This is a genomic window from Methylococcus sp. S1M (assembly GCF_051295855.1).
GTDB lineage: Bacteria > Pseudomonadota > Gammaproteobacteria > Methylococcales > Methylococcaceae > Methylococcus > Methylococcus capsulatus.
The window spans coordinates 392,855-414,393 of sequence record NZ_JBPDXO010000003.1 but is presented as its reverse complement, the minus strand read 5'-3'; the positions used below and the strand labels follow the sequence as shown (position 1 = coordinate 414,393).

The 21,539-nt window shown below is 65.4% G+C and carries 12 protein-coding genes; 11 read left to right on the top strand and 1 reads right to left on the bottom strand.

The features are described 5' to 3' along the window. The first annotated feature begins 11 nt into the window (after positions 1-11). The 3 genes from aceF to ACSHWJ_RS08420 all read left to right on the top strand — a co-directional run bounded on the left by aceF (position 12) and on the right by ACSHWJ_RS08420 (position 3,899). Positions 12-1,322, top strand: coding sequence for a dihydrolipoyllysine-residue acetyltransferase (gene aceF / locus ACSHWJ_RS08430; protein WP_010962190.1), 1,311 nt, complete (start codon positions 12-14; stop codon positions 1,320-1,322). 19 nt (positions 1,323-1,341) lie between these two features. Continuing rightward, a complete protein-coding gene (gene lpdA / locus ACSHWJ_RS08425) occupies positions 1,342-2,763 on the top strand; it encodes a dihydrolipoyl dehydrogenase (RefSeq protein WP_010962191.1) in 1,422 nt (473 codons plus the stop codon). Positions 2,764-3,068: 305 nt separating this feature from the next. Beyond that, positions 3,069-3,899 carry a class I SAM-dependent methyltransferase gene (locus tag ACSHWJ_RS08420; protein WP_010962192.1) on the top strand — a complete coding sequence of 277 codons (831 nt, stop codon included), beginning with the start codon at positions 3,069-3,071 and terminating at the stop codon, positions 3,897-3,899. A 514-nt stretch (positions 3,900-4,413) separates the two neighbouring features. Here the strand turns inward: ACSHWJ_RS08420 and ACSHWJ_RS08415 are convergent. Next, positions 4,414-6,096 (bottom strand): FAD-dependent oxidoreductase, encoded by a 1,683-nt coding sequence (locus tag ACSHWJ_RS08415; protein WP_282213705.1) that lies wholly within the window; start codon positions 6,094-6,096, stop codon positions 4,414-4,416. Positions 6,097-6,384: 288 nt separating this feature from the next. On the opposite strand from ACSHWJ_RS08415, the gene ACSHWJ_RS08410 reads away from it, so the two are divergent. Genes ACSHWJ_RS08410 through ACSHWJ_RS08375 form a run of 8 tightly spaced genes read left to right on the top strand, consistent with a single transcriptional unit; the run spans position 6,385 to position 21,423 of the window. Continuing rightward, positions 6,385-10,059: a helicase-related protein gene (locus ACSHWJ_RS08410; protein WP_432539644.1), complete on the top strand. Its 3,675-nt coding sequence runs from the start codon at positions 6,385-6,387 to the stop codon at positions 10,057-10,059. 42 nt (positions 10,060-10,101) lie between these two features. Then, positions 10,102-10,332: an AbrB/MazE/SpoVT family DNA-binding domain-containing protein gene (locus ACSHWJ_RS08405; protein WP_010962195.1), complete on the top strand. Its 231-nt coding sequence runs from the start codon at positions 10,102-10,104 to the stop codon at positions 10,330-10,332. Continuing rightward, entirely contained in the window at positions 10,322-10,666 is a 345-nt protein-coding gene (locus ACSHWJ_RS08400) for a type II toxin-antitoxin system PemK/MazF family toxin (protein WP_432539643.1), read from the top strand. The genes ACSHWJ_RS08405 and ACSHWJ_RS08400 overlap by 11 nt, the downstream gene beginning before the upstream one ends. Beyond that, the gene (locus ACSHWJ_RS08395) at positions 10,663-13,578 is read left to right on the top strand and encodes a DUF1156 domain-containing protein (RefSeq protein WP_432539642.1); all 2,916 of its coding nucleotides are present in this window, start codon (positions 10,663-10,665) and stop codon (positions 13,576-13,578) included. The genes ACSHWJ_RS08400 and ACSHWJ_RS08395 overlap by 4 nt, the downstream gene beginning before the upstream one ends. Before the next feature lie 10 nt (positions 13,579-13,588). Beyond that, the gene (locus ACSHWJ_RS08390; protein WP_432539641.1) at positions 13,589-16,384 is read left to right on the top strand and encodes a TrlF family AAA-like ATPase; all 2,796 of its coding nucleotides are present in this window, start codon (positions 13,589-13,591) and stop codon (positions 16,382-16,384) included. Between the two features lies 1 nt (position 16,385). Continuing rightward, complete coding sequence (locus ACSHWJ_RS08385; RefSeq protein WP_010962199.1) at positions 16,386-17,657, top strand: ATP-binding protein; 1,272 nt, start codon at positions 16,386-16,388, stop codon at positions 17,655-17,657. Next, on the top strand, positions 17,654-20,482 hold the full coding sequence (locus ACSHWJ_RS08380; RefSeq protein ID WP_432539640.1) for an ATP-binding protein: 2,829 nt from the start codon (positions 17,654-17,656) through the stop codon (positions 20,480-20,482). The genes ACSHWJ_RS08385 and ACSHWJ_RS08380 overlap by 4 nt, the downstream gene beginning before the upstream one ends. Then, positions 20,479-21,423: a toll/interleukin-1 receptor domain-containing protein gene (locus ACSHWJ_RS08375; RefSeq protein ID WP_432539639.1), complete on the top strand. Its 945-nt coding sequence runs from the start codon at positions 20,479-20,481 to the stop codon at positions 21,421-21,423. Before ACSHWJ_RS08380 ends, ACSHWJ_RS08375 begins: the two co-directional genes overlap by 4 nt. Positions 21,424-21,539 lie beyond the last annotated feature (116 nt).

The window sequence follows — 21,539 nt, the reverse complement described above, 5'->3', positions numbered from 1 at the left end:
ACAAGAACAACATGGCCCAAGAACAAACCGTCGTCGTCCCCGATATCGGCGACTTCAAGGACGTCGAGATCATCGAGGTACTGGTCAAGCCTGGCGACAAGGTCGCGGCGAACGACTCGCTGATCACCCTGGAGAGCGACAAGGCGGCGATGGAGATTCCTTCGCCCTATTCCGGCACCGTCACCGAACTGCATGTGCGCGTCGGCAGCAAAGTCAGCATGGGGACGCCCATTCTGCAGCTGCGGGAGGACGAGGGCACGGACGCCTCTGGGGCGGCTTCCGCCCCGGTAGAACCGGCGCCGGCCGAGCCTGTTTCCCCGCCACCGGCCGCAGCCGCCCCGGCTGCGGGCGACACCCAGGCAGTCCCTGCGTCGGCGCCCACACCTCCTGCGCCGATGCCGGTCGCCGAGGAAGGCTCGGGACCGGCCCACGCCAGCCCCGCCGTACGTCGCTTCGCCCGCGAACTCGGCGTGGACGTGGCGAAAGTCCGCGGCACCGGCCCGAAAGGCCGCATCCTGAAAACGGACGTCCAGTCTTTCGTGAAACAAGCCGTCGCGACAGCAGAACGGACGGGCGGCGGCGGTTTCGCCGTGCCGGCGATGCCAGAGATCGATTTCGCCCAGTTCGGCCCGATCGAACGCCAGCCGCTGTCGCGAATCCAGAAGCTCTCTTCCGCCAACCTCCACCGCACCTGGCTCACCGTCCCCCACGTCACCCAGCATGACGAGGCCGACATCACCGAGCTGGAAGCCTTCCGAAATGCGCTCAAGGCCGAATCCGCCAAGCGCGGCGTCAAACTGACCCTCCTGCCATTCATCATCAAGGCTGCGGTCGCTGCGCTGAAGGACTTCCCGCGCTTCAACGCGTCAGTCGCTCCCAATGGCGAGGAGCTGATCCTGAAGCGCTACTACCACGTGGGTTTTGCGGTGGACACGCCGGACGGCCTGGTGGTGCCGGTGATCCGCGACGCCGACACCAAAGGTATCTGGGACATCGCCGCCGAACTCGCCGCCATCGGCGACAAAGCCCGCGGCAAGAAGCTGCGCACCGCCGATCTGCAGGGCGGCACCTTCACCGTCTCCAGCCTGGGAGGCATCGGCGGTATCGCCTTCACCCCGATCATCAACGCCCCCGAGGTCGCCATCCTGGGTGTCTCCAAGGCGCAGTTGCGACCGGTATTCCAAGACGGCCAGTTCGTCCCGCGGCTGATGCTGCCCTTGTCGCTGTCCTACGATCACCGGGTGATCGACGGCGCCGACGGCGTCCGCTTCGTCACCCATGTCAGCAGCCTGCTCGCCGACATGCGGCGGGTCCTGCTCTAACTGAGGAAGGATATCCCCGATGGCTGAACCCAAGACGATACACGCCGATGTCCTGGTGCTGGGCGGTGGGCCTGGCGGCTACACCGCGGCTTTCCGCGCGGCGGATCTGGGCAGGCAGGTGGTCCTGGTCGAACGCTACCCGACCCTGGGGGGCGTCTGTCTCAATGTCGGCTGCATCCCCTCCAAGGCTTTGCTGCACGTCGCCCAGATCATTCACGAGGCACGGGAAGCCGGCGAGTTCGGCCTCCGGTTCGGCGCGCCCGAGATCGATCTGGACCAGATCCGTGGCTTCAAGGACAAGGTGGTCAAGACTTTGACCGGAGGGCTCGAGACCCTCGCCAGGCAGCGCAAGGTGACCGTGGTCCAGGGCACCGGCCGCTTCACCGGCGAGCACGGCATGCAGGTGGAAACGACCGACGGGCCGGTCACGGTCGGCTTCGACCATGCCATCATCGCCGCAGGCTCCCGGGCGGTGAAGATTCCAGACTTCCCTCACGACGATCCGCGCCTGATGGATTCGACCGACGCCCTGGCGCTGCAGGAAGTCCCCAAGCGCCTCCTGATCGTTGGCGGCGGCATCATCGGCCTGGAAATGGCCACGGTGTATCACGCCCTGGGTGCCGGTATCACCGTGGTGGAACTGATGGACCAGCTGATCCCGGGCTGCGATGCCGATCTGGTGCGCCCGCTGCACCAGCACATCAAGAAGCAGTACGAGAACATCTATCTCAAGACCCGCGTCAGCCGGATCGAACCCGAAGCCGCCGGCCTCAAGGTGTTCTTCGAAGGGGAGGGCGCGCCCGAGTCCGATCTGTTCGACCGCGTGCTGGTCGCGGTGGGGCGCGCCCCGAATGGCGCCCTGATCGGGGCGGAAAATGCCGGTGTCCACGTCGATGCCAAAGGCTTCATCCCCGTCGACGAGCACCAGCGCACCAACGTCCCTCATATCTACGCCATCGGCGACATCGTCGGCAACCCCATGCTGGCCCACAAGGCCACCCACGAGGCCAAGGTCGCCGCCGAAGTCATCGCCGGCAAACCGTCCGCCTTCCAGGCATTGACCATCCCATCGGTGGCCTATACCGATCCGGAAGTGGCCTGGATGGGTGTCACCGAAGCCCAGGCCAAAGCCCAGGGCATCGAATACGAAAAAGCCGTGTTCCCGTGGGCCGCGAGCGGTCGCGCCCTGGGCATCGGCCGCAAGGAGGGCGCCACCAAGCTGCTCTGCGACAAGACCACCAAACGGGTGATCGGTGCCGGCATCGTCGGCCCCCATGCCGGCGAGCTCATCGCCGAAGCCGTGCTGGCCATGGAAATGGGCGCCGATGCGGAAGACATCGGCCTCACCGTCCATGCCCACCCGACCTTGTCGGAAACCTTCGCCTTCGCCGCGGAAATGATCGAAGGCACGATCACCGATCTCTATATCCGCAAGCGCTGAAAAAGCGCAGACCGCCGGAGTCGCGGCGGAAAGCCTCGGCAGAGCCGCAGCCGGCCGGTGTGCGTGCCCGGCTGCGGGCGCCGCTCCGCGGGACGATGAACCCGTGGTCCGTGGCCGCAAGGGATGGTCGGATGCTCGTCTTCCGCATGCCCCGCGCCCCGGCGTAAAGGCGCGGTGAAGGAAGACTGCGACGTGTCGAAATCCAAGAACGCCGAGTTCGATGAATAAATCAACAATACCCGGTTTTTCGCGGTACCTGGGAAGGTCAAGCCGGTTGGCGTTCCCTTCCGACAAGAGGAGCCACCATGCATAGGCAGGACCTGGAAGCGGCCAGGGCGCGCGCTGCCGCTGCGTACAATGCCGCCGCCGACCTGTTCGACCATCCCGCCAACACATTCTGGGACCGATTCGGGCAGGCGACCATCGACAGACTGAATCTCCGGCCAGGACAAACCGTGCTCGATGTCTGCTGCGGGAGCGGCGCTTCTGCGCTCCCGGCTGCGGCAGCCGTTGGGGCGAAGGGGCGGGTGATAGGCGTCGATCTGGCGGAAAACCTCCTGGAACTTGCGCGGACCAAGGCCAGGCAGCGCGGCCTCGCGCAGGCCGAATTCCAGATGGGGGATATGATGTCCCTGGCATTCCCGGCCGAGGTCTTCGACGCGGTGGTGTGCGTATTCGGCATCTTCTTCGCGCCGGACATGCCTGGCGCGGTCAAGGAACTCTGGCGGCGGGTACGGCCGGGCGGAAAGCTCGCCCTCACGACCTGGGGGCCGAACTTCTTCGAACCAGCCAATTCGGTGTTCTGGAAAGCCATCCGGATCGAGGCGCCCGAGCTCCATAAGTCCTTCAACCCCTGGGACAGAATCAGTGACCCGGCGTCGTTGGCGGCGATGCTGAGAGAGGGGGGGATCGAAACCTACCAGATTGCGGAAGAAGCCGGAATCCATCCCATCGCTTCGCCCGAGGACTGGTGGATCACCTTGCTGGGCTCGGGCTACCGCGGCACCATCGATCAACTGGATGCCGAGAGCCTTGCCAGAGTGAGGGAAGCCAATCTCCGCTTTATCGCCGAATCCCGCCTGAACGGGATCGAGGCGAACGTCATCTATGTCGTTGCCGAAAAACCGGCCCGATGAGGGCATTCAGGTCGCTGGGCTTTTCTGCGCGCGTGTCGGCAGGGTATCCGGCCTCGTTGCCCTTGGAAGGACAACGAAGTCACGAGCCCGGCGCACATGGCCGTTTAGGCCGAAAACCTGTCGATTCGCCGATTCTCGGCGCGGGTCTTTGTTCGGCGATTGCGGCCATTCGACCTCGACTTCCCATTCGGGCTCGAGGAGAGAGTCCAACGCAATGGAGTCCGGGGCAACGTCCCACCCAAAACTTTGGCTCTTGCGGACCTGTAAAATCAATGCGCCGGGCACGTCTCTCGGCCGATTTTGGCGGCGTCAGGGGTTCTCAAAACCTAAAAAAGGACGGGACGTTATCCCGGTGACACCGATCTCGAGGAAGATCGCCAACCTGTCCAACGGTCGGGACCATCCCGGTGGCAAGGGACACTCCGGGCTTTTCCAATGACATGTTCGCCCCTGCCCATTCGGGAACTTCAGCAGCCCCGTTTTCCATCGCTTAGCTCCCGCTCGACAAACGAGATCAGTCACGGGCGCGCATCCAGGCCCGGTAGGTTTGCATGCCGCCGGACAGTACTTTCACGTTGAAACCCGCCCGATACAGCAGGCGATAGGCATAGTAGGCGCGTTGTCCCACGCCGCAGACCAGCCAGATTTCCCGGTCCCGAGGCAATTCGGAGAGCCGGTCGCGCAAGGTTTCGAGCGGGAGGTTCCGGGCATGGGGAATGTGGCCAGCGGCAAACTCGGCCTCGCTGCGGACGTCCACCAGGAGGGCCGTGGTTTCTGTCAATGCCTCCCAAGCGGCGAGCGACAGATCTCCCCGTAGATGATTGGCCGCGATCATGCCGGCCAGGTTGACCGGATCCTTGGCGGCGCCGAACTGGGGCGCGTAGCAAAGTTCCAAATCCTCCAAATCGAATACGGTCGCTCCCTGCATCATGGCCGTGGCGATGACATCGATGCGCCGCGCCACATCGAGCTCGCCGACCGCCTGGGCGCCCAGGATCCGGCCGTCCGTTCTGGAGAACAGCAGTTTGATGTGGATCGGCTTGGCACCCGGAAAATAACTCGCATGATGACCGGGATGCAGGTAGACCTTGTCGTAATCCATACCGGCCCGCCGCAGCACTTTCTCGTTCGCGCCGGTACAGGCGATGGTGAGACCGAACACTTCGCACACCGCGGTTCCGAGCACGCCCTCGAACTTCAGGGGAGGCGGCGTACCGTCGCTGCATTCGAAATGGTGGAGAATGGCGGTGGCCGCGACCCGCCCCTGCCGGTTGGCGGGCCCCGCCAGCGGGACGAGTTGCCACTCCCCGGTCACCCGGTTTTTCACTTCGACCACGTCGCCCACGGCCCAGATGGCGGCATCGCTGGTGCGCATGTATTCATCGACGCGAATGCCGCCGAAGGCGCCCAGTTCCAGGCCGGCTGCGGCCGCGAGCCCCGATTCCGGGCGCACGCCGATCCCCAGGATGACCAGATCGGCAGCGATGGTTCCACCCTTCGAGGTGCGCAGGTTCAAACCATGCTCCGGGTGCTTATCGAAGGCCTCGACGCCTTCGCCCAGTCTCAGGCTGACCCCATGGGTTTTCAGCCTCTCGGCGGCATACGTGGCCATTTCCGGATCGAGCGGCGGCAACACCTGGTCGGCGAGCTCCAGAAGCGTGACTTCAAGTCCCAAACCGACCAGGTTCTCGGCCATTTCCAGGCCGATGAATCCTCCGCCCACCAGCACCACCCGCTTCGCATGGGCCACCGCCGCCTTGATCCCGCGGCTGTCCGGGATGGTGCGCAGTACATGGATCCCGGGCAGGTCGATCCCCGGCAGGGGCGGACGGACCGGCTGGGCGCCGGTCGCCAGGACGAGCGCGTCATAGGGCTCCGGTCGTACCGCGCCCGTTCTGAGATCGCGGACTTCGATCCGTCTGGCATGCCGATCCAGGCCGATGACCTCGGTTTCGGTATGCACCTCGATGTTGAAGCGGCGCGCGAACAGATCGGGACTCGCCACCAGCAGATTGGCCTCTGACGGGATGACGTCGCCGACGAAATAAGGCAGGCCGCAATTGGCGAACGAGACATGCGGTCCCCGTTCGAACACGACGATCTCGCAGGTTTCGCAAAGCCGGCGTGCCCGAGCCGCGCAGGTGGCGCCACCGGCCACGCCGCCGACGATGAGGATGCGTTTTGGAACGGAATTCATGGGCTTTGATGTCCTGAGTTGGATTCAGTGGGGGACACCGTGCGGCCCTAGGTCATGGCTCGCAGCGGTGGGTCGATGATACTGCCAGTCATCGAACAGGAAACCGAAGTCTAGCCCGAGCCGGTCATTCCCGGTCCCATGACGGTCACCTGCGCATCGGCCATGTATCCCTGCTTCGGATCTCCATCGTCTTCCCCTCCAGTTGTGAGCGGGATTCTACGTCACCGTTGGAAGACTATTTTTTTTTGGAAGGTCATTTTTATTAATATATTCAAAAGGGGCGGCACCGTGCTGAAGCTCGAACAGATCCAGAAGAACGCGGCCATCTCGGGTCTGGAGCCCGGGCAGGTGGTACGCATCGTCACGACCGAGCCGGTGGGGCCTGACGCCCTGACCGTCTACTACAAGACCGCTGACGGCAAGCTGCTGGAGCGGATGTTGTTCCGCACCGACGAGGCCAAGCTGTCGCTGGCTGAGTCAGGGCGCCCCTGGGCCTTCGATGCGCCGGGCGAGGAGTTCAAGCTCGCTCTTGAAGCCTACCGCATCAACCTGGCCCACCTGTTCGATCCGATGATGGCGGTGCACACGTCGAACGTGGAGCCCCTGCCACACCAGATCACGGCCGTCTATGAGTCGATGCTGCCGCGCCAGCCGCTGCGCTTCGTGCTGGCCGACGACCCCGGCGCCGGCAAGACGATCATGGCCGGCCTCTACATCCGCGAGCTCTTGATACGGGCGGACGCCAAGCGCGTGCTGATCGTCGCCCCCGGCAGCCTGGTCGAGCAGTGGCAGGACGAGATGTTCGAGAAGTTCGGCCTGTCGTTCTCGCTGTTCTCGCGCGAGCAGGTCGAGCAGTCCCGCAGCGGCAACCCGTTCGACGACATCGACCTGCTGGTCGCCCGCGTCGACCAACTGGCTCGCGCCGAAGACCTGCAGGAGAAGCTGCTTCTCACGCACTGGGACCTGGTGGTCGTGGACGAAGCGCACAAGCTCTCGGCCAGCTATTACGGCAACGAAGTCAAGAAAACGAAGCGCTTCCAGCTTGGCGAGCTCTTGGGCTCGATCACGCGGCACTTCCTGTTGATGACGGCCACGCCGCACAACGGCAAGGAAGAAGACTTCCAGCTGTTCCTGTCGCTGCTGGATGCCGACCGCTTCTACGGCAAGTTCCGCGATGGCGCGCACAAGGTCGACGTCACCGATCTGATGCGCCGCATGGTCAAGGAGGACCTGCTCAAGTTCGACGGCACCCCGCTGTTCCCCGAGCGCCGGGCCTACACCGTCAACTACAAGCTGTCCGATCGGGAGGCCGCGCTCTACGCCGCCGTGACGGACTACGTCAAGGAACAGTTCAACAAGGCCGACCAGCTGGCCGACGGCGGCCGCAAGGGCACGGTCGGCTTCGCGCTGACCTCGCTGCAGCGCCGGCTGGCCTCCAGCCCCGAGGCCATCTACCAGTCGCTCAAGCGCCGCCGCCACAAGCTCAAGCGCCGAGTGGAGGAGGAAAAGCTGGGCCAGCGCGGCAAGGCCCTGGCCGAGACGTTGGCAGGCACCGGCATCAACGGCGTGCCCGAAGACATCTGGGAATCGGCCGACGCCCTGTCGCCCGACGACTACGAGAACTTCGAGGAAGCCGTCGTCGACCAGGCCACCGCCGCGCAGACGATCCAGGAGCTCGAGGCCGAGATCCTCATCCTCGAAGCCCTGGAAGAGCAGGCCCGCCAGGTCGTCCACTCCGGCCAGGACCGCAAGTGGGAGGAGCTGTCGCGCCTCTTGCAGGACACGCCCGACAGATCGGCAGGATTGCCGATCTGCACGCCCGTAGGGCGCCGCACAGCGGGGCCGGTCATGGACGGCCGGCCCGAGATGCATGACGCGGCGGGCCGGCAGCGCAAGCTGATCATCTTCACCGAGCACCGCGACACGCTCAACTACCTGGCCACCAAGATCCGCGGCCTGATCGGCAGCATCGATGCCGTGGTTATGATCCACGGCGGCGTGAAGCGCGAAGAACGCCGCAAGGTGCAGGAGCTCTTCCGCAACGACCCCGCGGTGCGCGTGCTCGTCGCCACCGACGCGGCCGGCGAAGGCGTGAACCTGCAGAACGCCAACCTGATGGTGAACTACGACCTGCCCTGGAACCCCAACCGCCTGGAACAGCGCTTCGGCCGCATCCACCGCATCGGCCAGACCGAAGTCTGCCACCTGTGGAACATGGTCGCGTCTGAGACGCGCGAGGGCGACGTCTTCCAGCGTCTGTTCGAGAAGCTGGAAATCGAACGCCAGGCCCTGGGCGGCCGCGTGTTCGACATACTGGGCGAGGTGTTCGAAGACGAGAGCCTCAAGGATCTGCTGATCGAGGCCATCCGCTACGGCGCCGACCCCGAGGTCCGCGCCCGCCTGCTGCGCAAGGTCGAAGGCGCATTGGACACCGGCCACCTCGAAGACATCATCAAGCGCAACGCCTTGTGCGAAGAGGTGATGGACGAGAAGCGCCTGTTCGCCGTCAAGGAGGAGATGGAGAAGGCCGAGGCCAGAAAGCTCCAGCCCTTCTTCATCCGCTCGTTCTTCACCCAGGCCTTCCAGCAGCTGGGCGGCGAGCTCAAGCCCCGCGAGTCCGGGCGCTACGAGATCACCCACGTCCCGGCCATCATCCGCGAGCGCGACCGGAGAATCACGGGCCGCGACCGCCGCAATGCCGACCCGGTACTGCGCCGCTACGAGCGCATCTGCTTCGAAAAGCAGTTCGTCCGCCTGACGGATCGCGTAGGCAGCCCTATGGCCAGCCTGCTGCACCCCGGCCACCCGCTGATGCAGTCAGTGACCGACCTGGTGCTTGAAGCCCATCGCAACAAGCTCAAGCAAGGCGCCGTTCTTGTAGACCCAAGCGACATGGGCCTGACGCCGCGGGTGTGCTTCATCATCGACCACTCGGTGAAGGAAGGCGCCGACCCGGCGCGTGTGGTGTCGCGCCGCATGCAGTTCGTCTCCCTCTTTCCCTCTCCCCCCGAGGGGGGAGAGGGTCAGGGTGAGGGGGGGCTGAAGGCAGAAAATGCCGGCTGGGCGCCGCACCTGGACCTGGAGCCGCTCGCCCCTGCCGACATGGCGCTGATCGAGGACGTGCTGGCCGCCCCTTGGCTAAACACCCCTCTCCCCTTGGGAGAGGGGCAGGGGGTGAGGGCGAATCTCGAACAGCTGGCGCTGGCCCATGCCTCTACCCATCTGGTGCCTGAGCACTTTGACGAGGTGCGCGCCCGCCGTGAGAAGATGGTCGACAAGACGCTCGCCGCCGTGCACGAGCGCCTGGTCAAGGAGATCAACTTCTGGTCCGACCGCTACATCAAGCTGCAGGACGACATCGCCGCCGGCAAGGACGTGCGCCTTCAGCTTACGAACGTGCGCCGCACCATCGACGACCTGACCGCCCGCCGCGAGACGCGCGAGAAGGAGCTCACGGCCATGCGCCACGTCATCTCCGCCACGCCGGTGATCCTCGGCGGCGCGCTCGTCATTCCGGCGGGCCTGCTGCTGCAACGCAAGGGGCAGCCGGGATGGAGCGCCGACGCCGAGGCGCGAAGCCGCATCGAGAGGATCGCCATGCAGGCGGTGATGGACGCCGAGCGCGCCCTCGGCCACGACGTCATCGACGTCTCGGCCGAGAAATGCGGCTGGGACATCACCAGCCTGCCCCCTGCGCGGGACGGCAAGCTGCCGCCGTCCCGCCACATCGAGGTCAAAGGGCGCGCCCGCGGCCAGACCACGATCACCGTCACGCGCAACGAGATCCTCTACGCGCTGAACCAGTCCGACAAGTTCATCCTGGCCATCGTGCTGGTCGACGGCGAGCAGCATGAAGGCCCGTTCTACGTGCGCCGGCCCTTCACGAGCGAGCCCGACTGGGCCGTGACCAGCATCAACCTCGATCTGGATGCGTTGCTCGCGCGCGCTGAATTTCCGCATTGATGTAAGATATCCTTCCATTCCTTACATGAAAGGAGATACAGCATGACCGCCGTGGCCAAAATCACCGCCAAGGGCCAGACCACCATCCCGGCGGACATCCGCGCCGCGCTCCACGTCGGTCCCGGCGACCTCATCGCCTGGGAGATCGAACCCGACGGCAGCGCCCGCGTGCGCCGTGTGCAGCCGCTCGACATCGAATACCTGAAGGCCGTCGAGGGCACCCTGTCCGAGTGGACGAGCCCGGCCGACGAGGAGGCCTACCGTGACCTATGAGCGCGGCCAAATCGTGCGCGTGCCCTTCCCCTTCACCGACCGCGCCGCCAGCAAGAACCGCCCGGCGCTGGTGCTCTCCGATGCCAGCGCCTTCAACACCCCCGCCGGGCACGTGGTGCTGGCCATGATCACCTCGGCCAAGAACCCGTCCTGGCCGCTGGACTGCGCCATCGAAGACCTGGCCGCCGCCGGCCTGCCCGCCCCTTCGGTGGTGCGCTGCAAGCTGTTCACCCTGGATGCCCGGCTCATCCGCGGGGTGCTCGGCGCGCTGGCTGAAACCGACGCGCAGCGCACGGCGCAGACCTTCGCCCGACTTCTCGGCACCCTCCCATGACCACCATCAAAGCCCCGAAAAAACTCATCGAAGTGGCGCTCCCCTTGGACGCCATCAACGAAGCCAGCGCGCGCGAGAAATCCATCCGCCACGGCCACCCCTCCACGCTACACCTGTGGTGGGCGAGGCGGCCGCTGGCGGCGGCGCGGGCGGTGATCTTCGCCCAGATGGTCAACGACCCCGGCTACGAGCGATCGCTCGGCCGCGGCGTCAACAAGGACAAAGCCCGGCTCGAACGCGAGCGCCTGTTCAAGCTCATCGAAGCGCTGGTGCAGTGGGAAAACACCAACAACGAAGCCGTGCTCGAGCGCGCCCGCGCCGAAATCTGGAAAAGCTGGCGCGAGACCTGCGAGCTGAACAAACACCACCCGCGCGCCGCCGAGCTCTTCAACCCCGAGAAGTTCCCGGCCTTTCACGACCCCTTCGCAGGCGGGGGCGCGCTGCCGCTGGAGGCGCAGCGCCTGGGGCTGGAAGCCTGGGCGTCTGACCTCAACCCCGTGGCGGTGACGATCAACAAGGCGATGATCGAGATCCCGCCGCGCTTTGCCGGCCGCGCGCCGGTGGGGCCGCTGCCTTCGAACGAGAAGCAGGCCAAGCTGCACGAGGACTGGCGCGGCGCGCGCGGCCTGGCCGAAGACGTGCGCCGCTACGGCGCCTGGATGCGCGCAGAGGCCGAGAAGCGCATCGGGCACCTGTACCCGAAGATCACCGTCACCGCCGAGATGGCGGCCGAGCGTCCGGACCTGAAGCCGCTGGTGGGGCAACAGCTCACCGTGATCGCCTGGTTGTGGGCACGCACGGTGAAGAGCCCGAACCCGGCATTCAGCCATGTGGAGGTGCCGCTGGCCTCGACCTTCGTGCTCTCCAGCAAGGCGGGCAAGGAAGCGTATGTGGAGCCGGTGATTGAAGGTGACAGCTACCGCTTCACGGTAAAGGTGGGGATGCCGCCGGAAGGTGCGAGAAGCGGCACCGCAGCTGGCAAGCGCGGCGGCTTCTATTGTCTTCTGTCCCATTCGCCGATCGACTACAAGTACATCCGCACCGAGGGACAGGCGGGCCGCATGGGAACGCGGCTGATGGCCATCGTGGCCGAAGGCGCGCGCGGTCGCGTCTATCTCCCGCCTCTGCCGGAGCAAGAGGCCATCTCGCGTGAGGCGCAGCCCAAGTGGAAGCCAGATGTCAAGCTGCACGGCAAGTGCCGCGTCAATGTCTCCAACTATGGTCTGGATACCTACGGCGACCTTTTCACCCCCCGCCAACTGGTGGCGCTGACCACCTTTTCCGATCTGGTGCAGGAGGCCATCGAGAAGTGCCGGCAGGATGCGTTGACCGCAGGCATGGCCGATGATGGCGTCGGGCTGGATAGCGGTGGCAGCGGTGCGGCGGCATACGCGCAAGCAGTGGGGGTGTATCTGGGGTTTGCACTCAGTCGATCAGTCGATCGTGGTTCAACAATTTGCTCATGGGATAACAGTCCCAAGATGGAGGCGCTGCGCAATACATTCGCAAGGCAAGCGCTGCCGATGACCTGGGATTTTGCCGAGGGAAACCCTTTCTCTGAATCCAGTGGAAATTGGCTTAATAACGTTGACTGGGGAGCGAAAGCAATTTTCTCATTTCCGGCCATTGCTTCCGGTGCAGCTATTCAGTCAGACGCTCAATCTCAAACGATCAGTAAGAACAAACTTGTTTCCACTGACCCGCCGTACTACGACAACATCGGCTATGCCGACCTGTCAGATTTCTTCTACGTCTGGCTGCGCAAGAGCCTGAAGCCGATCTTCCCCGGTCTCTACGCTACGCTGGCCGTGCCCAAGGCCGAAGAGCTGGTCGCCACCCCCTACCGCCATGGCAGCAGGGAGGCCGCCGAAGCCTTCTTTCTGGACGGCATGCGTCGGGCGCTCAAGAACCTCGCCGAGCAGGCGCACCCGGCCTTTCCGGTGACCATCTACTACGCCTTCAAGCAAAGCGAGACCACCGACGCCGCGGGGACGTCTAGCACCGGCTGGGAGACCTTCTTGCAGGCGGTGCTCGATGCCGGCTTTGCGCTCACCGGCACCTGGCCGATGCGCACGGAACTCGGCAACCGCATGATCGGCGCGGGCACCAACGCGCTCGCCTCCAGCATCGTGCTGGTCTGCCGCCAGCGTGCGGCGGACGCCCCCACCGCCAGCCGCCGGGAGTTCCTGCGCGAGCTCAACGCCACGCTGCCGGAGGCCATCGCCGACATGATCGGCGCCGACCCCTCACCCCAACCCCTCTCCCCGAGGGAGAGGGGCTACGGTCGGGTGGCGCCGGTGGACCTCTCGCAGGCCATCATCGGCCCGGGCATGGCGATCTTCTCGCAATACGCCGCGGTGCTGGAGGCCGACGGCACGCCGATGACGGTGAAGACGGCGCTTGCGCTCATCAACCGCTTCCTCGCCGAAGACGACTTCGACCACGACACCCAGTTCTGCCTGCACTGGTTCGAGCAGCAGGGCTGGGCCAGCGGCAAGTATGGCGAAGCCGACGTGCTGGCGCGCGCCAAGGGCACGGCGGTGGATGCGCTGGTGGCCGCGGGCGTGGCGGAATCCGCCAAGGGCAGCGTGCGCCTTTTGAAGTGGCCCGAGTACCCCGCCGACTGGTCGCCCGAGAGCGACACCCGCACGCCCATCTGGGAAGCGCTGCACCAGCTCATCCGCGCGCTCAACCAAGCGGGTGAAACCGAAGCCGGGCGGCTGCTGGCTCGCATGCCCGCGCGCGCCGAGCCCATCCGCGCGCTCGCCTACCGGCTCTACACCCTGTGCGAACGCAAGGGCTGGGCGGAGGATGCCCGCGCCTACAACGAGCTCGTCACCGCCTGGAGCGGCATCGAGCAGGCGGCCAACGAGGCCGGCGTGGTCGGCGCGCAGATGCAACTGGAACTCTGAGGGAGGCGCCATGACTTCACCCGTGACCAAGACCCCATGGGATTACCCGGGCTCGCGCTGGTGGACGTTCGATTTCCACACCCACACGCCCGCCTCGCGCGACACGCCCTGGCATACGCAAAACCTGCCGCTCGCGCCTGAGGAATGGCTGTTGCGCTACATGGCCGCCGGCATCGACTGCGTGGCGGTGACCGACCACAACAGCGGCGCGTGGGTGGATCGGCTCAAAGACGCTTACGCCGCGATGCAGGCGCAGGTCGAGGCCGGCAATCCGCCCGAACGCTTCCGCCCGCTGACCCTGTTTCCCGGCGTGGAGATTTCCGCCAGCGGCGGCGTTCATGTGCTGGCGATCTTCGATCCGGCTGCCACGACCAGCGACATCGACAGTCTTCTGGGCGCAGTGGGCTACGGCGGCACCAAGGGTGACTCGGACGGAGAGACCAGCAGGTCGGTGGCCGAAGTCATCGCGGCGGTGCTGGCTGCGGGCGCCATTCCCATTCCGGCGCATGCCGATGCCGACAAGGGCCTGCTGCGCGTCAATCCGGGCACGCGGGAATGCGCGTTGTCGGCCAATATGGTCAAGCAGGCATTGGAGGTCGAAGGGCTGCTCGCGCTCGAGTGGTGTGATCTGGCCAAGCCCTATCCGCAGGCCGTCGAAAAACTCGCCCGGCCGCTGGCGCGGGTGCTGGGCAGCGACTGCCACAGCTTTCAGGGACAGGCGGTGCCGGGCAGCCGCTACACCTGGGTGAAGATGGCCGCGCCGACGCTGGAGGGCTTGCGGCTGGCGCTGCTCGACGGCAACGGCGTGTCGATCCGCCGCAGCGACGAAGGGGCGTTCGACCCGTTCAAGACCCCGGCGCACGTGATCCGCAGCATCGAAATCGAGCGCGCACGGGTGATGGGCAACGGCCGGCCCGCGAGGCTGGCGCTTTCGCCTTACTTCAATGCCATCGTCGGCGGGCGCGGCACAGGCAAGTCCACCGTGGTGCATGCGCTCAGGCTCGCCACCCGGCGCGAGGGCGAGATTCAGGCGCTGCCCAAGGACAGCGAGCCGCGCGAGCGCTTCGAGGACTTCGCCACGGTGGCCAAGGGGCGTGACGATAAGGGCGCGTTGAAGGCCGAAACGGCTCTTCGCGTCGAGTGGCAGCACGAGGATCAGCGGCTGCGCCTGAACTGGCAGGCCAACGGACAGGGCGCGGCGGTCGAGGAATGTCGCGATGGCCAGTGGCAGCCTTCGACAAGCCAGAGCGTCAACGCCAGCCGCTTCCCGGTCCGCCTGTTTTCGCAAGGGCAGATCGCGGCCATGGCGGGCAATGGCCGGCAGGCGCTGCTTTCCATCATCGACGAGGCGGCCGGGGTGGAGCCGCTGCGGCAGGCTTTCGAGGAGGCCAAACGCGCCTTCTTCGCCCAGCGGGCGCGCCTGCGCGAGATCGACGGCAAGCTGGCGACGCTGCCCGAGGTCGAGCGCCGCTTGCAGGAGCTGGAAAACAAGCTCAAGACCCTGGCGCAGGGCGACCACGCCGCCGTGCAGCAGACCTATGCACGCGCCCAACACCAGGCGCGGGCGGTGGACGAGACGCTGGCGCAGTTGCGCGAGGCGGTGAGCACGCTGCGCCAAACCGCGGAAAACCTGCTGCTCGACGACTGGCTACCGCAGCACTTCGGCGAGGCCGAGACGGATCTGCTCGCGTGGCGGGCTGAGGCCGATGCCCTGCTCGCGCAGACCCGGAAGCGGCTGGAACAGGAAGCCACCGCACTGGAGCAGGGCATCGCCCGGTTGGACGGGAATGCGCGGCTGGCCAAGTGGCGCGCGCGGGCCGAGGCGGCGCGCGCGGCCTATCAGCAATTGCAGGCCAAGCTGACAGAGCAGGGCGTGGCCGACCCGCAGGCCTTCGCCCGCCTGACCCAGGAGCGCCAGCAGCTGGAGGCGCAGGCCAAAACGCTGAGGCAGTTGCAGGCCGATCGCACCACGCTGGTGAAGCAAATCGAGGATCAGCAAACCCTGGTCCGAGAACGTCGGCTGGCCATCACCTGGCAGCGGCAAACTTTCTTGGAGGAAAAGCTGGCGCACAACCCTCACGTGCGCATGAACGTCGTGCCGTTCGGCTTCGATGCCTTCGTCATCGAGCGCAGCCTGCGCGAGCTGATCGAAGCCACCAACGAGCGCTTTGCCGATGACATCCTGAAGGTCGATGACGGCCAGGCCCAATCGGGTTTGGCCCATGACGTGGCCGCCGCTGCGGATCGAGACAAGCTCGCAGCGCTGGAGGCCATGCGCAACGCGCTCATCGAGCGCCCCGGCACGTTGGGTGGAAAGTTCCGCAACTACCTGGAGCGCAAGGCCGAGAAGCCGGAATTCGCCGACCACGTGCTGACGTGGTACCCGGAAGACGATCTCAAGATCGAATACCAGCGCGATGGCGGATGGTACGCCATCAGCGAGGGTTCCCAGGGGCAGCGCTCGGCGGCGCTCCTGGCCTTTCTGCTGGCCTTCGGCGAGGAGCCCATCGTGCTCGACCAGCCCGAGGACGATCTGGACAACCACCTGATCTACGACCTCATCGTGCGCCAGATCCGCGAGAACAAGCTGCGCCGGCAGCTCATCGTCGTCACCCACAACCCCAACGTGGTGGTCAATGGCGATGCGGAGCTGGTGCACGTGATGGAGTTTGGTCGTGGTCAGTGTTATGTGATGCAAAGTGGTGCGTTGCAGGAGAAGGCCGTGCGCGAGGAGGTCTGCCGGGTGATGGAAGGCGGGCGCGAGGCCTTCACCCGCCGCTGGAAGCGCCTGGGCAGGGAGGTTTGAGATGCTGGGCACACGTGCGGAACTGATCGAGAAGATTCGCCTGGGCGAGGACAGCTTCCTGGAACTGGAGGAGGTCAAGTTCGCCGGTGGCAAGCTGCGCGGCCCTGCGCAGGAGGATCTGGCGGACGAACTGGCCGCCTTTGCCAACAGCGCCGGCGGGGTGCTGCTGCTCGGCGTGGAAGACCGCGCCCGCGAGGTGCTGGGCATTCCGCTGGAGCATCTGGATGCGGTGGAAGCGCGGGTGCGGCAGGCCTGCGAGGATTCGGTGAAACCGCCTTTGGCGCCGGTCATCGAGCGCATGACGCTGCCCGATTCGGCGGGGGCGGAGCAGCCGGTGCTGCGGGTGGAAGTGGCGCGCAGTCTGTTCGTGCACCAGAGCCAGGGAGGGTACTTCCATCGCGTGGGTTCCTCGAAACGCCCCATGCCCCCGGATCATCTGGCGCGTCTGTTCCAGCAGCGCAGCCAGTCGCGGCTGATCCGCTTCGACGAGACCCCCGTGTCGCGCGCCACGCTCACCGATCTGGACGAGGTGCTGTGGCGGCGTTTCGCGCCGGCCCAAAGCGCTGATGCACCGGAAGTACTGCTCGGCAAGCTGGCCATGGCAGCCCAAGACGAGCAGGATATTTGGCGGCCGACCGTGGCGGGCCTGCTGATGGCCAGCCGCGAACCGCACCGCTATCTGCCCGGTGCCTTGATTCAGGCCGTCGCCTATGCGGGCACCACCGTCGTTCCCGAGGGAGAACTGGTCTATCAGCGCGATGCTCAGGACATCACCGGGCCGCTGGATGAACAGGTTCGTATGGCCTGCGCCTTCGTGCGCAAGAACATGCAGGTGGCCGCGTTCAAGCGTGCCGACGGCGGACGGGTGGACATGCCCCAGTACGACATGACCGCCGTGTTCGAGGCGGTGGTCAACGCGGTGGCGCACCGCGACTATTCGATGGCAGGAGCCAAGGTACGACTGCGGTTGTTTGCCGATCGGCTGGAGCTGTATTCGCCGGGCATGCTGCCCAACACCATGACCCCAGAGAGCCTGCCATTCCGGCAGGCCGCCCGCAATGAAGCCCTGACCAGCCTCTTGGCGCGCTGCCCGGTGGGGGATGACGAACTGGCGCTGTATCGCAGCCACCTCATGGACAAGCGTGGGGAAGGTGTGTCGATCATCCTCGCGCGCAGCGAAGCTCTCTCGGGTAAGCGCCCCGAATACCAGATGAACGATGACAGCGAGCTGGTTTTGACGATTTATGCCGCTCGCACGGAGCAAGAAGCATGAGTCTGAAACCCTGGCGCGAGATCGCCATCCCACACGAAGACGTGCTCAAGGGCACGTTCCAGCAGGCCGAGTTCGCGGCGGACCTGTCGCGCGTGCACGCGGGCACCGCCACGGCCGAATACCAGAACCCGGCGCTGTTCTTCCAGCGCACCTTCATCACCGAGGGCATGCGCCTGTTGCTCGACTCCGTGGTCAGGCGCCTGGCAGGCAAGGGCGGCGACCCGGTGATTCAGCTGCAGACGGCGTTCGGCGGCGGCAAGACGCACACCATGCTGGCCGTGTACCACATGGCCAAGGGCGAGGTGCCGGCCAGCGATCTGCAGGGCTTGGGCGACATCCTGAATGCGGCGCAGATCACCGAGCTGCCGCGCGCCCGCATTGCGGTGCTGGACGGCATCAAGTCTTCGCCCAACCAGCCCGCGCAGCGCAATGGCCTGACAGTTCGCACGCTGTGGGGCGATCTGGCGTGGCAACTGGGTGGCGCGGAGGGCTACGCCCTGGTGGCCGACGCGGATGCCTCGGGCACGTCGCCCGGCAAGGCGGTGCTGGAGACGCTGCTGAGCCGCTATGCACCCTGCGTGATCCTGATCGACGAGCTGGTGGCCTACGTGCGCCAGTTCCAGGACAACAAAAGCCTGGCTGGTGGCTCGTTCGATTCCAACCTGACTTTCGTTCATGCTTTAACCGAGGCGGTAAAAGCGGTGTCCACAGCCGCGTTGCTGGCTTCACTGCCCGAATCAGACAGTGAGGTGGGTAGCCAGCGTGGTGCGCAGGCGTTGGAGGCGCTGGCGCGCACCTTCGGCCGCGTGCAGGCACTGTGGAAACCGGTGGCCGCCGAAGAGGCCTTCGAGATCGTGCGGCGGCGGCTGTTCGCTTCGATCGACGACAAGCTGGCTGCGGAAACGGTGTGCCGCACCTTTGCCGACTTTTACATCGCCCACCGCGACGACTTGCCCGCCGAGACGCAGGAGAGCCGTTACTTCGAGCGGCTGGTGCATGCCTACCCGATCCACCCCGAGGTGTTCGACCGCTTGTATGAGGACTGGTCGACTCTGGACAACTTCCAGCGTACCCGCGGCGTGCTGAAAATGATGGCCAAGGTCATCCACCGCCTGTGGAAGGACGGCAACAACGACCCGCTCATCATGCCGGGCAGTCTGCCGCTGTACGACGCCGATGTGCGCAACGAGGCCGTCTACTACCTGCCCCAGGGCTGGGACCCGGTGATCGAACGCGACGTGGACGGCGAGCGCGCCGAGACCACCGAGATCGAGAACAAGGACACACGCTTCGGCAGCGTGCAGGCTTGCCGCCGTTCGGCACGGGCGGTGTTCCTGGGCAGCGCGCCCAGCACGACGAACCAGCTGGTGCGGGGCATCGAGCTGGAGCGTGTGATCCTCGGCGTCATCCAACCGGGCCAGCAGATCGGCTTGTTCAAGGATGCCCTACGCCGCCTCACCGACCGGTTGCACTACCTCAACCATGCCAACAACCGGTTCTGGCTCGATACGCGGCCCAACCTGCGGCGCGAGATGGAGGACCGGAAGCGCCGCTTCCAGGATCGGGAAGACGTGTTCCCGACCGTCCGCGAGCGCGTCCAGCGCGGCCTCAGTAGCGGGGTGTTCGGCGGCATCCACGTCTTCACGGACAGTGGCGACGTGCCCGACGACTGGGCGCTACGCCTGGTGGTGCTGCCGCCCGACGCCGCCTTCAGCAAGAGCGGCCAGAGCTTAGGGCTAGACCGCGCCACCGAGATCCTGAAGAAGCGCGGCGACCAGCCCCGCTTCAGGCAGAACCGGCTGATCTTCCTGGCCGCCGACTACGACAGCGTGAGCCGGCTCAAGGACCACGTGCGCTCGTTCCTGGCATGGCGCAGCATCGTGGCTGACTACAAGGACAACCGTATCGTCCTCGACAACCTGATGGCCAGGCAGGCGAGCGAGAGCCTTACGCAGGCCGAGGAGACCGTGCGCCGCATGATCCGCGAGACCTACAAGTGGCTGCTGGCCCCGATGCAAGAGGCGCGCCCCGGCAAAGGTCTGTCCGAGCTGCGGTGGGAACACTTCCAGCTCAACCCAGGCGCGCAGAACTGGTCGCAGGAAATCGAGCGCGTGCTCAAGGAGAACGAGCTGCTCATCACTGAGTGGGCACCGATCCACCTGGCCAAGGTGTTGCGCGACTGGTTCTGGAAGGATGACATCAAGGAGGTGAGCGCCCTCACCGTTTGGCAGCAGAGCTGCCAGCAGCTCTATCTACCGCGCCTGAAGGACGACACCGTCTTTCAGATGACGCTGGCTGCGGGCGCGGAGAGCCGCGACTTCTTCGGCTTCGCGCAGGGCAAGGAGGATGGCCGTTATGTCGGATTCAGCTACGGCAAGCGCTACTCGCCGATTCTGGATGCATCGCTGCTGCTGATCGAGCCGGTTACCTCGGCGGCCTACGCGGAAGAAGCTTCTCGGAACAAGGTTGCCGAGGCTGGCGAAGGTGCAGCCACGACGACCGTTCCCGCCGGTGGCGACGCGCCCCGCGCGGAGGATTCGGCCAAGGGTGGCTATGCCTCGGGCGGCGCCACTGCGGGGCAGGCGGTCAAGAAGCAGTTCTACGGCAGCATCGACCTCGACCCGTTCCTGGCGAAGAAGCAGTTCGCCGATCTGGTCGACGAGGTCGTCCAGCAGTTCACCATGAGCCCCGGCGTGAAGGTGAAGATCGCCATCGAGATCCAGGCTGAGTCGGCCACCGGGTTCGACGACGGCCTGCAGCGCGCGGTGAAGGAGAACTGCAACGTGCTGAAGTTCAAGAACGCCGAGTTCGAGGCTGGAGAATGACGGCGCCCAAGGTCTTTGTCAGCCACGCGAGCGAGGACAAGGCTCGCTTCGTGGTCGACTTCGCAAGGCGCCTGCGTGAGAACGGCGTGGACGCGTGGCTGGATCAGTGGGAGATGAAGCCGGGCGACAGCCTCGTGGACAAGATCTTCGAGGAAGGACTCAGGGAAGCCCGTGCAGTCGTGATCGTCTTGTCCGCGACGAGCGTTCGGAAGCCCTGGGTCCGGGAAGAGCTGAATGCATCCGTGGTCAACCGGATCAGCCGCGGGACCAAGCTGATCCCCGTCGTCATCGACGACTGCGATGTTCCGGAGGCGCTGCGATCCACGGTCTGGCAAAAGATCGACAACCTCGACGACTACGGCGAGAGCCTGCAGCGAATCTTGTCGGTCATCTTCGATGTGACCGACAAGCCGGCGCTCGGTGCACCGCCAGCGCGCTTCGCCGGTCCTGCGCCGCTGATCGCAGGGCTGTCGCGTGTCGATGATCTGGTCATCCGTGTAATCGCTCGGAGACAGATCGACGAGGGCGCAGGACTGGTGGAATGGGACCGGCTGAAAGCCGAACCGATTCTGCGAGACGTCCCGCAGCAAGAGCTGCTCGATTCGCTGGAGATTCTCAAGCGGCACGACTTCATCAGGGTCAGAGAGGTCATCGGAGCGTTGCATGTCGTACTGACCGACCTCGGTTTCCTGAAGTTCGCCGAAGCGTACGTCGATGACTACCAAGGCACTGTGAATCAGATCGCCGCCCTGCTGGTGAACGAGAACGTTCGACAGAATCGCGAACTAGCTGCAAGGGTGAACAAGCCCGTGGCCTTCATCGACTTCGTTCTCAACCTGATGGAGAGCAACGGCTACATCAAGGTCTCGAAGTACATCGGCGGCCAATCTCACGTCCGGGAGGTTTCAGCGTCGCTACACCGTGCGCTTCAGAGCGCCTGAGTCCGGGCTCTGGATCAGATCGCTTTCAGCGAATCGCCTGTTGACAAGTTCCGGAAGCACTTTCCCGCCGCCGCAGCGTCGATGTCTGGAGGCGCCCCGACCAAGGTTGAAGATGA